The organism is Neobacillus canaveralius (assembly GCF_047237705.1).
Classification (GTDB): Bacteria; Bacillota; Bacilli; order Bacillales; family Cytobacillaceae; genus Neobacillus; species Neobacillus niacini_K.
The window spans coordinates 1,839,375-1,853,456 of sequence record NZ_JBDFLL010000001.1; the positions used below are offsets into that span (position 1 = coordinate 1,839,375).

General features: G+C 37.8%; 18 protein-coding genes. 16 read left to right on the forward strand and 2 right to left on the reverse strand.

Going from position 1 to position 14,082, the window contains the following annotated elements:
* The first annotated feature begins 12 nt into the window (after nucleotides 1–12).
* From ABC255_RS09220 to ABC255_RS09275, 12 genes are all read left to right on the forward strand, one after another.
* Nucleotides 13–834: a purine-nucleoside phosphorylase gene (locus ABC255_RS09220; protein WP_412992945.1), complete on the forward strand. Its 822-nt coding sequence runs from the start codon at nucleotides 13–15 to the stop codon at nucleotides 832–834.
* A gap of 22 nt (nucleotides 835–856) precedes the next feature.
* Nucleotides 857–2,161, forward strand: coding sequence for a pyrimidine-nucleoside phosphorylase (locus ABC255_RS09225; protein ID WP_335535566.1), 1,305 nt, complete (start codon nucleotides 857–859; stop codon nucleotides 2,159–2,161).
* A gap of 124 nt (nucleotides 2,162–2,285) precedes the next feature.
* Nucleotides 2,286–3,455, forward strand: a complete 1,170-nt coding sequence (locus ABC255_RS09230; RefSeq protein ID WP_412992947.1) for a D-alanyl-D-alanine carboxypeptidase family protein — start codon at nucleotides 2,286–2,288, stop codon at nucleotides 3,453–3,455.
* A gap of 124 nt (nucleotides 3,456–3,579) precedes the next feature.
* Nucleotides 3,580–3,930, forward strand: a complete 351-nt coding sequence (gene spoIIAA, locus ABC255_RS09235; RefSeq protein ID WP_412992949.1) for an anti-sigma F factor antagonist — start codon at nucleotides 3,580–3,582, stop codon at nucleotides 3,928–3,930.
* Between the two features lies 1 nt (nucleotide 3,931).
* Nucleotides 3,932–4,372 (forward strand): anti-sigma F factor, encoded by a 441-nt coding sequence (gene spoIIAB, locus ABC255_RS09240; RefSeq protein ID WP_412992951.1) that lies wholly within the window; start codon nucleotides 3,932–3,934, stop codon nucleotides 4,370–4,372.
* A gap of 12 nt (nucleotides 4,373–4,384) precedes the next feature.
* Nucleotides 4,385–5,143: an RNA polymerase sporulation sigma factor SigF gene (gene sigF / locus ABC255_RS09245; RefSeq protein WP_034677308.1), complete on the forward strand. Its 759-nt coding sequence runs from the start codon at nucleotides 4,385–4,387 to the stop codon at nucleotides 5,141–5,143.
* 85 nt (nucleotides 5,144–5,228) lie between these two features.
* The gene (locus ABC255_RS09250) at nucleotides 5,229–5,849 is read left to right on the forward strand and encodes a stage V sporulation protein AA (RefSeq protein WP_412992952.1); all 621 of its coding nucleotides are present in this window, start codon (nucleotides 5,229–5,231) and stop codon (nucleotides 5,847–5,849) included.
* Nucleotides 5,839–6,261 carry a stage V sporulation protein AB gene (locus tag ABC255_RS09255; protein ID WP_412992953.1) on the forward strand — a complete coding sequence of 141 codons (423 nt, stop codon included), beginning with the start codon at nucleotides 5,839–5,841 and terminating at the stop codon, nucleotides 6,259–6,261. Before ABC255_RS09250 ends, ABC255_RS09255 begins: the two co-directional genes overlap by 11 nt.
* A gap of 23 nt (nucleotides 6,262–6,284) precedes the next feature.
* Nucleotides 6,285–6,884, forward strand: coding sequence for a stage V sporulation protein SpoVABEA (spoVAEA, locus tag ABC255_RS09260; protein WP_412992955.1), 600 nt, complete (start codon nucleotides 6,285–6,287; stop codon nucleotides 6,882–6,884).
* Nucleotides 6,847–8,331 carry a spore germination protein gene (locus ABC255_RS09265; protein WP_412992956.1) on the forward strand — a complete coding sequence of 495 codons (1,485 nt, stop codon included), beginning with the start codon at nucleotides 6,847–6,849 and terminating at the stop codon, nucleotides 8,329–8,331. Before spoVAEA ends, ABC255_RS09265 begins: the two co-directional genes overlap by 38 nt.
* Before the next feature lie 165 nt (nucleotides 8,332–8,496).
* A complete protein-coding gene (gene lysA / locus ABC255_RS09270) occupies nucleotides 8,497–9,801 on the forward strand; it encodes a diaminopimelate decarboxylase (RefSeq protein WP_412992958.1) in 1,305 nt (434 codons plus the stop codon).
* A gap of 366 nt (nucleotides 9,802–10,167) precedes the next feature.
* Complete coding sequence (locus tag ABC255_RS09275; RefSeq protein ID WP_412992959.1) at nucleotides 10,168–10,518, forward strand: GNAT family N-acetyltransferase; 351 nt, start codon at nucleotides 10,168–10,170, stop codon at nucleotides 10,516–10,518.
* A 30-nt stretch (nucleotides 10,519–10,548) separates the two neighbouring features.
* Here ABC255_RS09275 and ABC255_RS09280 read toward each other — a convergent pair whose 3' ends face one another.
* Both ABC255_RS09280 and ABC255_RS09285 read right to left on the reverse strand, forming a co-directional pair.
* Complete coding sequence (locus tag ABC255_RS09280; protein WP_412992961.1) at nucleotides 10,549–11,277, reverse strand: DUF309 domain-containing protein; 729 nt, start codon at nucleotides 11,275–11,277, stop codon at nucleotides 10,549–10,551.
* A gap of 71 nt (nucleotides 11,278–11,348) precedes the next feature.
* Entirely contained in the window at nucleotides 11,349–11,438 is a 90-nt protein-coding gene (locus tag ABC255_RS09285) for a YjcZ family sporulation protein (RefSeq protein ID WP_179596512.1), read from the reverse strand.
* 197 nt (nucleotides 11,439–11,635) lie between these two features.
* On the opposite strand from ABC255_RS09285, the gene ABC255_RS09290 reads away from it, so the two are divergent.
* The 4 genes from ABC255_RS09290 to ABC255_RS09305 all read left to right on the forward strand — a co-directional run bounded on the left by ABC255_RS09290 (nucleotide 11,636) and on the right by ABC255_RS09305 (nucleotide 14,026).
* A complete protein-coding gene (locus ABC255_RS09290; RefSeq protein WP_412992964.1) occupies nucleotides 11,636–12,409 on the forward strand; it encodes a segregation/condensation protein A in 774 nt (257 codons plus the stop codon).
* Nucleotides 12,396–12,983, forward strand: coding sequence for an SMC-Scp complex subunit ScpB (scpB, locus tag ABC255_RS09295; RefSeq protein WP_412992966.1), 588 nt, complete (start codon nucleotides 12,396–12,398; stop codon nucleotides 12,981–12,983). The genes ABC255_RS09290 and scpB overlap by 14 nt, the downstream gene beginning before the upstream one ends.
* A 102-nt stretch (nucleotides 12,984–13,085) precedes the next feature.
* On the forward strand, nucleotides 13,086–13,505 hold the full coding sequence (locus ABC255_RS09300; RefSeq protein ID WP_412992967.1) for a hypothetical protein: 420 nt from the start codon (nucleotides 13,086–13,088) through the stop codon (nucleotides 13,503–13,505).
* A gap of 32 nt (nucleotides 13,506–13,537) precedes the next feature.
* Nucleotides 13,538–14,026: a YpuI family protein gene (locus ABC255_RS09305; protein ID WP_412992968.1), complete on the forward strand. Its 489-nt coding sequence runs from the start codon at nucleotides 13,538–13,540 to the stop codon at nucleotides 14,024–14,026.
* The last annotated feature ends 56 nt before the right edge of the window (nucleotides 14,027–14,082 follow it).

The following is a 14,082-nucleotide window of genomic DNA, read 5'->3' on the forward strand; positions in this document are numbered from 1 at the left end:
GGGAGTATGAATATGAATATCGAAAAAATTCAAAATGCAGCAGGCTTTTTAAAAGATAAATATGCAAATACACCAAAAATCGGACTTATCTTAGGCTCTGGTCTAGGTGTTCTCGCTGATGAGATCGAGAATCCTGTTAAGATACCATACAATGAAATCCCGGATTTCCCGATTTCAACTGTGGAAGGTCATGCTGGACAGCTTGTTTTTGGAATTTTAGAGGGTGTAGAAGTGGTTGCGATGCAAGGTCGTTTCCATTTTTATGAAGGGTACGGTATGGACAAAGTAACCTTTCCTGTACGTGTGATGAAGGAATTAGGTGTGGACATGTTAATCGTAACGAATGCAGCAGGCGGGGTTAATGAAAGCTTTGAAGCAGGAGATTTAATGATTATTAGCGACCATATTAATTTTACAGGCACGAATCCTTTAATAGGTCCAAATGATTCGAAATTTGGTCCACGTTTCCCAGATATGTCAGAAGCTTATACAAAAGAATTGCGGAATGCAGCAAAAGAGATTGCAGCCCGCTTAAATATGAATGTAAAAGAAGGCGTATACTTCGGATTTTCGGGACCAGTCTATGAAACCCCAGCAGAAATTAGAATGGTTAGAACACTTGGAGGCGATGCTGTTGGGATGTCAACAGTACCTGAAGTCATCGTGGCACGCCATGGCGGAATGAAGGTCCTTGGTATTTCTTGTATTACGAATATGGCTGCAGGAATCCTCGACCAGCCATTATCACATGAGGAAGTTATTGAGACAACAGAAAGAGTAAAAGCTAATTTCCTATTATATATAAAAGAAATTGTTAAAAGCATAGCTAAATAATCTTGTAAAAGTGGTGATTAGTATGAGAATGGTTGACTTAATTGAGAAAAAAAGAGACGGAGAAGAACTAACTACTGAAGAAATAAAGTTTATTATAAATGGATACACAGATGGTTCCATACCAGATTATCAGGTTAGTGCATTAACCATGGCAATCTTTTTTCAAGGGATGACAGAAAAAGAAAGAGCGGATTTAACCATGGCCATGGTTGAATCAGGCGATCAAATTGATCTATCACAAATTGAAGGAATTAAAGTAGATAAGCATTCAACCGGCGGGGTTGGGGATACAACAACGTTAGTGCTTGGACCACTTGTTGCCGCATTGGGTGTTCCTGTTGCAAAAATGTCAGGGCGCGGGTTAGGTCATACCGGCGGAACCATTGACAAATTAGAGGCTGTTAAAGGATTCCATGTTGAAATTGAAAACGAGGAATTTATTGAACTGGTTAACAAAAACAAGATTGCTGTCATTGGACAAAGTGGCAACTTAACACCTGCTGATAAAAAGTTATATGCGTTAAGAGATGTAACAGCAACTGTTAATAGTATCCCGCTAATTGCAGGTTCAATCATGAGCAAAAAAATTGCTGCTGGTGCTGATGCCATAGTTTTAGATGTAAAAACGGGTGCAGGCGCATTCATGAAGACAATTGATGACTCAAGAGAACTTGCTAAGGCAATGGTGAGTATCGGAAACAATGTTGGAAGAAGAACGATGGCAGTTATTTCTGACATGAGTCAGCCGCTGGGGTTTGCGATTGGAAATGCACTTGAAGTGAAGGAGGCCATTGATACCTTAAAGGGTGAAGGTCCAGAGGACTTGACCGAACTTTGTTTAACTCTTGGCAGTCACATGGTTTACTTAGCAGAAAAGGCAAGTTCATTGGCCGAAGCACGCACTATGCTTGAAAATGTCATTAAAGATGGCTCTGCACTTGAAAAGTTTAAGGTTTTCTTGAGCTCACAAGGTGGAGATGCTCAGGTTGTGGATGATCCTTCAAAAATGCCGCAAGCTCAATTTACATTTGAGCTAGAAGCGAAAGAAGACGGTTATGTTTCTGAAATTGTTGCAGATGAAGTAGGTACGGCTGCAATGAAATTAGGAGCAGGAAGAGCGACAAAAGAGTCCGTAATTGATTTAGCCGTCGGACTTGTATTAAGAAAAAAAATCGGTGATCAAGTCAAAAAAGGTGAATCGTTAGTAACAATTTATAGTAATTTTGAAGATGTAAATGAAGTAAAAGCAATGCTTTATGAAAATATCATCGTTTCTTCAGAAAAAGTAGAGGCACCAATCCTTATTCATGAAGAAATAACAGAATAAAACATATAGGTAAAAGTTCAGGAAAAAATCCTGGACTTTTTTATTTTATTAACAGGAAAATACTGTATAAAGTTGTTGGAATTGGAAAAAATGGAATCTATATAAAGAATGGAGGGTTATGCGAATGAAACGATATATCTCTTTACTGGTAATACTCTTGTTACTTACAAGTTTATGGATACCATCCGTATCTGCAGAAGAAAAAGCGAGTACTGATATCACAGAAAATGTTCGATCTGCGATTTTAATTGAGCGTGATACAGGTCAGATTCTTTATGAAAAAAATAGTAATGAGGAGCTTCCACCTGCGAGTATGACGAAAATTATGACCATGCTGCTTATTATGGAAGCAATTGACGAAGGAAAACTCAAATGGGATGAAAGTGTTCGAACAAGTGAATATGCTGCGTCTATGGGTGGCTCACAAATTTTCCTTGAACCAGGTGAAGAAATGACCGTAAAACAAATGCTTCAAGGCATTGCAATTGGTTCGGGAAATGATGCTTCTGTTGCAATGGCAGAAAAAATTGCCGGATCGGAAGAAGCTTTTGTTGACATGATGAATAACAAAGTAAAAGAACTGGGTTTAAAGAATACAATTTTTAAAAATACTACAGGTCTTCCAGGTAGTGGTCATTATAGTTCCGCGCATGATATGGCGATTATGGCCAAAGAACTATTAAAATATGAGGACATCACAAAGTTTACTGGAATGTACGAAGCTTATCTTCGTGAAAATACAGATAAAAAGTTTTGGCTTGTTAATACCAATAAACTTGTTCGTTTTTATCCAGGTGTAGACGGTCTAAAAACAGGTTTTACTGGTGAAGCAAAGTATTGCTTAACTGCAACGGCACAAAAGGATGGTATGCGTGTAATTGCTGTAGTCTTTGGGGCACCGACTTCGAAGGAGAGAAATGCTCAAGTTACAAAAATGCTAAATTATGCGTTTGCCCAGTATCAAACACACCCGATGTTTAAGAGAAACCAAGTGATTGGTGATGCTCATGTTAATAAAGGGAAAGACAAAAAAGTTCAAGCAGTAACAAGCGAACCACTTTCTTTACTTACTAAAAAAGGCGAAAAGACTGAGGATGTAACACGTAAAGTGAAACTTGATAAAAACCTTAACGCCCCTATTAAAAAAGGAGATAAGGTTGGAACCATCCAGCTTGTAAAGGAAGGAAAAGTAGTCCTCGAAAGTGAATTAGTGGCAAAAAACGACGTAAAAGAAGCCACCTGGTGGACACTATATAAACGTTCATTCGGTATGTTCACAAAAGCAGGAAAATAACATTCGCAGAGTGTCGAAATACTACTTTTTTTAGCAAATATCAACTAGTTTTGTCTTCAGAGAAGGAGATTGCGTTACAAGTAACGAATTGACTCACTATACCAGATGAAGGAGGCTAGGAATAGTGAGTCTTAACATTGAAATGGAAATAAAACATGATGTTTTATTGCTGCGTTTAAGTGGTGAACTAGATCATCATACAGCCGACGAATTACGAGAACAGGCAGCTCATGCAATAGAAAAGAATGAAATTCGTCATATAGTTTTAAATCTCGAACAGCTTTCTTTTATGGATAGCTCTGGATTAGGAGTCATTTTAGGGCGGTACAAGCAAATAAAGCAGGTGCATGGTGAGATGGTGGTTTGTACGATTTCCCCTGCAATACAACGTTTATTCGATATGTCGGGGATGTTTAAGATCATTAAGCTAGAACCGTCAGAAGAGTTTGCATTGCAAAGATTGGGGGTGGCCTGAGATGAAGAATCAGATGAATCTTCAATTCAGTGCTTTAAGTCAAAATGAATCATTTGCACGTGTCACGGTTGCAGCCTTTATTGCTCAGCTTGACCCTACGATGGATGAACTCACTGAAATCAAAACAGTTGTATCTGAAGCAGTAACCAACTCCATCATTCATGGTTACGAAAATGACCCGGATGGAATTGTTTATATCCAGGTAACGATTGAGGATAATTTAGTGGATATTTCGATTAAAGACGTGGGATTAGGAATTGTAGATGTGGAAGAAGCTCGACAGCCATTATTTACAACGAAGCCAGATTTAGAACGGTCTGGTATGGGATTCACTATCATGGAAAATTTCATGGATGAGGTTGAGGTTCTCACACAGCCAGGTAAAGGAACCGAAGTAAGACTAAAAAAGCATTTACACATAAGCAAAATGCTATGCAATTAAGGAGACTTGCCAATGGATGTGGAGGTCAAAAAAGATAAAGCACAAACGTATTTAAAGGACCATGAAGTGAAGGAATTGATTAAAAAAAGCCAAGACGGAGACCAAGCAGCAAGAGACCTTATTGCTGAAAAAAATATGCGTCTTGTTTGGTCCGTTGTCCAGCGGTTTCTTAATAGGGGATATGATCCGGATGATCTTTTCCAAATTGGGTGTATCGGATTGCTGAAATCAGTGGATAAGTTTGATCTTTCCTATGATGTGAAATTTTCTACCTATGCGGTTCCAATGATTATTGGTGAAATCCAAAGGTTTATACGTGATGATGGAACGGTAAAGGTTAGCCGTTCATTAAAGGAAATGGGAAATCGAATCCGAAAGGCGAAAGATGAATTATCGAAGACGTATGGAAGAATTCCAACTGTTAACGAAATTTCAGAACATCTTCAGCTGTCCCCGGAGGATGTTATTCTCGCCCAGGAGGCAAGTCGGACGCCATCGTCTATTCATGAAACCGTTTATGAAAACGATGGAGACCCTATTACTTTATTAGATCAGATCGATGATGGAAATGAAGGCAAATGGTTTGATAAAATTGCCTTAAAAGAAGCAATAAGGGAATTGGATGAACGTGAGCGGCTGATCGTTTATTTACGGTATTATAAAGACCAAACGCAATCAGAAGTCGCAGTGAGACTGGGTATTTCCCAGGTGCAGGTTTCAAGACTTGAAAAAAAGATATTGCAGCAAATGAAAGACCGAATGGATCTCTAATCCATACGGTCTTTTTTTTTAGTAAAGTACGAAATTTTGCTCATACTAGTTATACAAGGAAATCATTGTGTGGGGAGTGAATGTTTTGGAAAAAACAATCTACATCCGCATGCGGAATCGTGTTCTGGCTAAACCGGAAGAAAGTATCTATTTAGAGGATATAGCACAGATCATTGCTCCGGAGACAGTAATCTCTAAATTGAAAAAACTAAAAGTCCACCAAATATCCATTAAGGACAAAAACATTGTCATCATTGATGTGATGAAAGTTATTAGCTTGATTTCAGGCTTAATCGAAAATGCAGATGTCCAAACCATTGGTCCAGCGCAAACAATTGTAGAAGTCATATTGAAGAAAAAGCAAATGTCATTACCTTTCTTTATATTGATTTGGTTTTTATTATTTTTTGGTTCAGCAATGGCAATTATGAACTTTCATGATGATGTCAGTATGCGAAGTGTTCAGGAAAAGTTATACAAGATCATTACAGGTGTGGAAGATTCCAAGCCATGGATATTTCAAATTCCCTATTCAATTGGGTTAGGTCTAGGTATGATTTTATTCTTCAACCATGTATTTAAAAAAAGGATCAATGAAGAACCAAGTCCCCTGGAAGTCGAGATGTTTAATTATCAAATGGACTTAGATAATTATGTCATTATTCATGAAAATAAAGAAAGTATGAAACGAACAAATGACGATTAAAGTAATTGCGGTTATGTTTATCGGGCTTGCAGGTGGATTAGCAGTGGGTTCAGGTTTTGTAGCTTTTCTAACAGTACTTGGTGTTATCCCAAGACTTACACAGTTAACAAAGACAATGAAAATGATTCGGCATTACGAATGGGCTGTTATTATGGGGGCACTAACAGGGATAGCAGGGAGTTTAAGAGACCCAGTCTTAGGAATCTCTCCATATTTTATGGTGCCTCTTGGATTGACTGGAGGGGTCTTTGTTGGGATGTTAGCTGCAGGGCTAACAGAAGCATTAAATGTATTCCCTGTCCTTGCCAAAAGGATGGGGATAGATGGAAAAATTATCATTCTAATAATGGCGATTGTTCTAGGGAAAATTGCGGGCTCAATTTTTCAATGGGTCTATTTTGTTCATCATTAATCTCGACCGGAAAGGACGGAAGTATGAGTGATCGAAGGCGGGTTATATTAATTACTGATGGTGATGAGTATGCAAAAAGGGCAGTAGAGCATGTCGCCCGCGAAGTGGGCGGGCGATGTATCACTATGTCACATGGAAATCCCTCCGTTTTAACAGGGGAAGAACTTGTGAAGTTAATAAAAAAAGCAGCTAATGACCCAGTATTAGTAATGTTTGATGATAGTGGACTTGTTGGAGAAGGTGCAGGCGAACGGGCATTAAAATTTGTCGCCACCCATAAGGATATTGAAGTTTTGGGGATTATTGCCGTAGCTGCCAAAACACATCAAGCAGAGTGGACAAGAATCGATGTAAGTATCGATCGAGATGGTGAATTAACCCCTTATGGTGTTGATAAACACGGAATTCCAGAGCTAGAGATTGGAAGATTAAATGGCGATACGGTTTACTGCCTTGATGAACTAGATGTTCCCATTATCGTGGGAATCGGAGATGTGGGGAAGATGGCACGGCGTGACCACTATGAACGAGGGGCACCTATTACGAAAAAAGCGGTAGAGTTAATACTCGAAAGGAGTGGATTTCGTGACGAGAGAGAACGAACAAACATGGCCGATTCCTGAGTCACTGCTAGAAATAGAACATTATATGAAACAGCGTGTCGGTTTAGGTGTGAGTTTTGACTTTGGGGTCCGGAAGTTAAAAATTCTTAAAAAGGATGTACACTTCTATTGGATAACTGGTTTATGTGATACTGGTTTTATTATAGAAACCGTTGAAGAACTGGTTCAAATTAATGATCATGAAAAATTATCATCTGACCTTTTTAAAATAGTTGAAAACAGGTTAGTGAATCAGTCTGTACAGCAAATTAAAACACTGGATGAAATGGTTACCCAGGTATTGTCTGGTTTAATCGTTGTTGTTGTCGAAGGTGCTAATACTGCACTAGCTGTTGACGTCAGAAGTTATCCAGGTCGTAGCCCACAAGAGCCGGACACAGAAAAAGTAGTTAGAGGTTCCCGCGATGGTTTTGTTGAAAATATAGTGCTGAATACGGCATTAACAAGAAGACGAATACGTGATGAACGGCTGCGCTTTGAAATTCTTAAGGTTGGTGAACGTTCAAAAACAGATATAGCGATTGGCTACATAAATGACATTGCCGATCCGAACCTGGTAAATATTATTCGAAAAGAGCTTAAAGCCATAAAAATTGATGGAATCCCTATGGCAGATAAAACCATTGAAGAGTTTCTTTTAAAACAAGGATTAAATCCTTATCCATTAGTTAGGTATACAGAACGTGCTGATGTCGCCGCGGCACATCTTTTAGAAGGGCATGTCGTTATATATGTTGATACCTCTCCGAGTGTCATTATTGCACCGACCACTTATTTTCATCATGTCCAACATGCTGAAGAGTTCCGTGAAGCACCTGTTATGGGGACGTTTGTCCGTTGGTCTCGATTTCTAGGTATTTTAACATCAATATTTCTACTTCCGCTATGGATGTTATTTGTGTTAGAACCATCCTTGCTGCCAGAAAGGCTTTCATTTATTGGGCCAAATGAGCATACTAATATTCCAATCGTATTACAGATTTTATTAGCCGATTTCGGACTGGAATTTTTAAAAATCGCAGCAATACATACTCCTACACCTCTTTCAACAGCAATGGGGTTAATTGCTGCAGTGTTAATCGGTCAGATTGCCATTGATGTTGGATTATTTGTTCCAGAAGTGATTCTTTATGTTGCAGTTGCTGGTATTGGTTCATTTACGACACCAAGCTATGAATTAAGTGTAGCCAATAAAATAGCCAGAATGATTCTGGTAATTCTTGTAGCAATCTTCCATACTCCGGGCTTTGTGATTGGTTCTACCCTGCTGTTTATTCATTTAGTAACAACACGAGCACTTAACACGCCCTATTTCTGGCCATTTCTCCCTTTCGAACCTAAGGGATTCTTGCAAATTATTTTTCGCCGTGCCGTACCAGGGGCGATATTCCGTCCTAGCATCGTACATCCTAGGAATCGATACCGTCAGCCGCCGGGGGAACAATAACTTATTGCGGAATAGATTCGGTTATGCTAAAGTATTTTTAATTGTATAAAAGGATAAGAAGCTAAAATAGGCAGTATCCTTTGAGGATTCTGTCTATTTATTATTACTTTTTTAAAGCACGTACCATACACTAATAAAGAGTCTTTACGAAAGAGAGGGAAGGAAATGTATTTTTACGGGACAACAGGCGTAAACGGCAAGGGTAATTTGGAAATAGGCGGAGTAGATGCAGTAGAGTTGGCCGAGCAATTTGGTACTCCTCTCTATGTTTATGACGTTTCATTAATGAGGGAAAGAGCTAGAGGCTTCAAAAAGACTTTTGAAGAACAAAACGTCAAGGCCCAGGTTGCTTACGCAAGTAAGGCATTTTCAACGATTGCTATGCTCCAACTGGCGGAAGAAGAAGGTTTATCTCTTGATGTTGTATCTGGTGGAGAGTTATATACGGCCATTGCTGCTGGGTTCCCAACACAGAGAATTCACTTTCATGGAAACAATAAAAGTAGAGAAGAACTAGAAATGGCACTAGAACACAAAATTGGCTGTATCGTGGTGGATAATTTTTACGAATTAGAACTATTAAAAGCCATTTGTCTTGAAAAAAATGAAACGATAAGCATTCTACTTAGGGTTACTCCTGGAATTGAAGCACATACACATGATTACATCTTAACAGGGCAGGAAGATTCTAAGTTTGGATTTGATTTGCAAAATGGACAAGCGGAAGAGGCGTTAATGACTGCGCTTCGGTTTAAGCAATTTGATGTTTTAGGTCTGCATTGTCACATTGGTTCACAAATTTTTGAAACAACTGGTTTCTTGCTTGCCGCTGAAAAAATTGTTGGCAAAATGAACCAATGGAAAAATAATTTAAATTTTGAAGCAAAGGTATTAAATTTAGGCGGCGGTTTTGGAATTCGCTATACAAGTGAAGACGAACCACTGTTACCATCACAATATGTTAGTGAAATTATTAATGAAGTGAAGATTTTAATACAGAAGTACTCCATGGAAATGCCAGAGATTTGGATAGAGCCTGGACGCTCACTTGTAGGTGATGCAGGTACAACCCTTTACCAAATTGGTTCTTCAAAAGAAGTTCCAGGTGTTAGAAAATATTTAGCTGTTGACGGTGGAATGAGTGACAATATAAGACCTGCACTCTATCAGGCTAAGTATGAAGCTGTTTTAGCAAATAAACCTTTAGCAGAAGCCTTGGAAAAAGTTTCTATTGCTGGTAAATGCTGTGAATCCGGTGATATGCTGATTTGGGATTTACCACTTCCAGAGACTAAAGAGGATGACCTTCTGGCAGTATTCTGTACGGGTGCCTATGGATATTCGATGGCGAACAATTACAATCGTATACCACGCCCAGCAGTGGTATTTGTAGAGAATGGCAAGGCGGCTCTTGTTGTTAAAAGAGAAACGTATGAAGATCTGCTTCGGTTAGACCTTCCCTTAAAATAAATAAGCTGCCGCCATGCGGCAGTTTATTTGTTTGTATCGAAAATGGATTATTTTTTAGATATAGTGTAGAATGACAACATGTACGCTATCTTCAAATTGTATTTGGAGGATTTTGAATAAATGAATAAAAGTAATTGGATGGTTTTTAGTATCCTTGTAGGACTGGCACTTATATGGGGAATTATTTATTGGGTTTTTATTGTACCGAGATAATAATTATAATTGGGATTGATAGATAAACAATTATTATGTATGATTGACAATAATGAAACACTTTACCAATTCGGACTACATATTATAGAGAAAACGTTGAAAAAATACACTATCCGCTAAACTGGGTTTATTTAATATAATGAGGGAGCTATTATGTTAATTCGTTATAAGAAAACATTTGAAAAAATAGCCATGGGCTTATTGTCCTTTATGCCTACCGAAAAGGACTTGAAGAAACTCCAATTTACCATTAAGGAGTATGAAACTGAAGAAAACTTACAGCTTTTTCTTTGGAAAGAAGAAGATATTATCGGACTTATTGGGGTTCAAATGGACGATAATGATTCTTCATTAATGATTCAACATATTTCTGTCAATCCTTCACACCGTTATCAAGGGGTGGGGAAACGAATGGTTAAAGCTTTGAAGGATATGTATCCGGATAAGAATATAACAGCGAATGAAAATACTGCACCGTTTGTTGAGAAATGTGATTTTTGCTAACCCTATAATAGAAAGGCGACGAGGTGATCATTACTCGTTGCCTTTTTTATTTTTTAACGCTTCCATTCGTTCTTCAATAACGATTGTACGGTCTCGTAACTTATGTCTATGGATGATAGATTCATTCTTTAAATTACTATCCTCTCCCCAGTTAAAGCCCTTATGTTGACATTCCTTTATACATGCTTCGTAAAGTGTGGGATCAGATATCGGCAAGGTAATGCTTTGGTATCTTTCTTCTGTCTCGGCCTGCATCAAAAGATTGGAAAGCATAGGAAAAAAAATATCCACATTCAAACCCATGAGGATTGGCTCATGATCATGTAAGGTAAAGATTTTTATCGCTTTTTCCAATGTTCGTTTAGCACCATTATAGTTCCTCCGACGATGATGATACCTCGAAACCGCTAAAAGAATGAAGCCTACCCAAATTGAATCTTTACTTCTGTCGCTAGATTTTTTCCAATACTCTTCAAGGATCTCGTGGCATTCAAAATAATCCCTGTCTCCATTAAAATGGGCTAAAAATTCAATATACTGTTCTGGGTACAAAAAATCACCCCTCATTGATAAGATATGTACAGTGTAGCATATAATGAATGTTTCTTCAGAATTTACATAGAGAAAAAGCCCGCCTAAGAAAGGCGGGCTCGCTTGCTCTTGTTTGAACTTAGATTGCTGTCTAGCTCCAGCGCCTAGGGGCTCGGGGTCATAAGCCAATCCGTCAAGAAGGTAAAGACCACCTTCTAGCCGGCTCATCTTATGCCTGTCGCCCCAGGGAAAAAATGAACTGCTTTCTTCCTTGGGCAAGGCGCTTCCGCTTTTCTAGTTTAGAACCAAGAAGCACCAACGATAATTAACAGAATGAATAGAACCACGATTAATGCAAAACCGCCACCAAAACCGTAACCATCAGCCATGTGTAAAAACCTCCTATAGTTGTTTTGTTATCCTTTTCCCTCTCATCATATGTACAGTCCTTGTCCAGTGTTATGGGCAAACATCACTTTTTCAATAAATACGAAAGCCAATAAATTTCTATTGGATAACGTATTTGATTCCTCTATACTAATAATAGTCATAAATATGAAAATTACTTCGAGGATTCTGGTGAAAGATGATACACTATAATGTAAAAATTGATGCATTTGAAGGTCCATTGGATTTATTGCTCCATTTAATAAATCGACTTGAAATTGATATATATGATATTCCTGTTGCTCAAATTACTGAACAATATTTAATCTATATAAAAACAATGTCAGAACTTAAATTGGATATAGCCAGCGAATTTCTCGTGATGGCTGCAACCTTATTAGCAATCAAAAGTAAAATGTTATTACCAAAGCATGAAGAGGAATTGGATGATTTAGATTCCGAAATAAGTTACGAAGAAGACCCAAGGGACGAGTTAGTCGAAAGGCTGATTGAATATCGGAAATACAAAGAGGCTGCGCATGATTTAAAGTCACTTGAGGAAGAACGAGGACTCATGTATACGAAACCACCGAGTGACCTTTCGGATTTTGCAAAAGACAAGCAGCCGGAAAAAACAGAAATAAATGTAACTCTATACGACATGTTGGCCGCTTTTCAAAAGCTATTACGCAGGAAAAAGCTGCAACGGCCAATGGCAACAAAGATTGCTAGACAAGAAATATCAATTGAAGCAAGAATGACAGAAATTATGAATGAATTAAAGCTCAAAAAAGGCAGGAGAAACTTTAACGATTTATTTCCTGTTGCTGCAAAGGAACATATCGTCGTGACATTTTTGGCGGTTTTGGAGCTAATCAAGAGAAAAGAAATAGACGTAGAACAACATGAAAACTTTGGGGATATTTTTGTTCTTGCAGTAAAGGAAGGAGCAGAAGGGCTTGGAAATAGTTAATTGGCAAAGTATTTTAGAAAGTCTTTTATTCGCAGCTGGTGATGAGGGACTTACATTAAAACATGTGGCTGAGGTCCTGGAGGTAGAGGAACTGAAGGCCAGTGAGATTGTAGAAGAATTAAGACAAGTATATGAAAAAGATAAAAATCGAGGAATCATGATTGTTCAGCTCGCTGGTACCTATCAGCTTGCAACAAAAAAGGAAAATGCTGCGTACCTTAAGAGACTTGTCGACTCACCAAATACTTCTGCTTTGTCTCAGGCCGCTTTAGAAACATTGGCTATAATTGCTTATAAACAGCCAATCACACGTGCCGAAATAGAAGAGATCCGTGGAGTAAAAACAGAAAGACCACTTCATACTCTTACGACGAAGGCGCTTATAAAGGAAGTTGGACGGGCGGAAGGTACAGGAAGAGCATACCTATATGGGACCACAAAAGAATTTCTTGACTACTTCGGTTTAAAAAACATTCAAGAATTGCCCAAGCTTCCAGAAAGAGTCGAAGAAGAATTTGAACAAGAAGAAGCCGACCTCTTCTTTGAAAAGTTTCAGGAAAGCATAAATTCTTAAAAGTAAAACAATTTCATTAAGTTGTGATAAAATAGAAGTATGATTTCAAAGCATTTCCGAAACTTCTACTTATTCGTTAATGGCTAAAGGGGATTGATTTAATTGTTTATTAAAGAATGCACCGGATATGAATTGGAAAAGGAAAAATCAAACACTTCAGAGGATTTCTTTAATAGAAGTGAAGTAACTTTTATTGATGGTTCTGAAGAAAAAACATTGCACGTATTGTATGTTAGATACTTTGATGAGTTGTTTCAAGAATTCACTCCTTTTCAGCAAAACCCAATTCTAACAAAAGACAATATTGAAGTAACCTTCAAGGATATTGTGGCATTAGTATGTTTAATCAAGAATCCGGGTTTGCGTAATCGCAAACGGTTATACATTAATTCTAAACAGGAATTTGCTTCATATTTTCAAGATATTGATTTTGAAAAATTACCTGAAATAGTACTTGCTGTTAAGCAAAATCATAAATTTGAACTCCGTTCTCCACTGGACTACATTAAACAACCGAGGTAGTTGGGTATAAAAGAATACAAAGGAGTGTTTGGATGGGAAATTCACTAGTTAAGACGCAGCTAAAAGATGTTGGAGGGTTTTTGACCTCAACAATTGGAACATTAGAAAATTATTTAAATGAAACAACCATTTCACAGATGGAACAAGAATTAACAGGAGATTCAAGTTATTATAAATTAGTTCTATCCAATTTGAGAAAATTGCTTGTTTATTGTGAAGAAAGCCTTGATGCTTGTTCAGTAATCTTGCAAAGTGAACCTTTTCAAAAGCCCACTGCTGAGAAAACTCTTTATCGTATTTTTCATCAGTGTATTGAGGAATTTTTCTCTCCTAAAAATGACGCTTGGTTTGAGGATAGTCGTTCTGCATACACAGGACGAAACTCAATAAAGTTTTATAATACTGTACCTGAAAGTGTCCAAAATTTAGTGAAAGGTCTTGAAGGAGAATTTCAAAGGGTTAGAGAAGAACTGGAATACTATGAAACAGATTACCGGACCAAAATGATTCAATCTAAATAAATAATTAAAATCAACTGTCCTTTACTAAGGGCAGTTTTTTTGTTCATAAACCATAA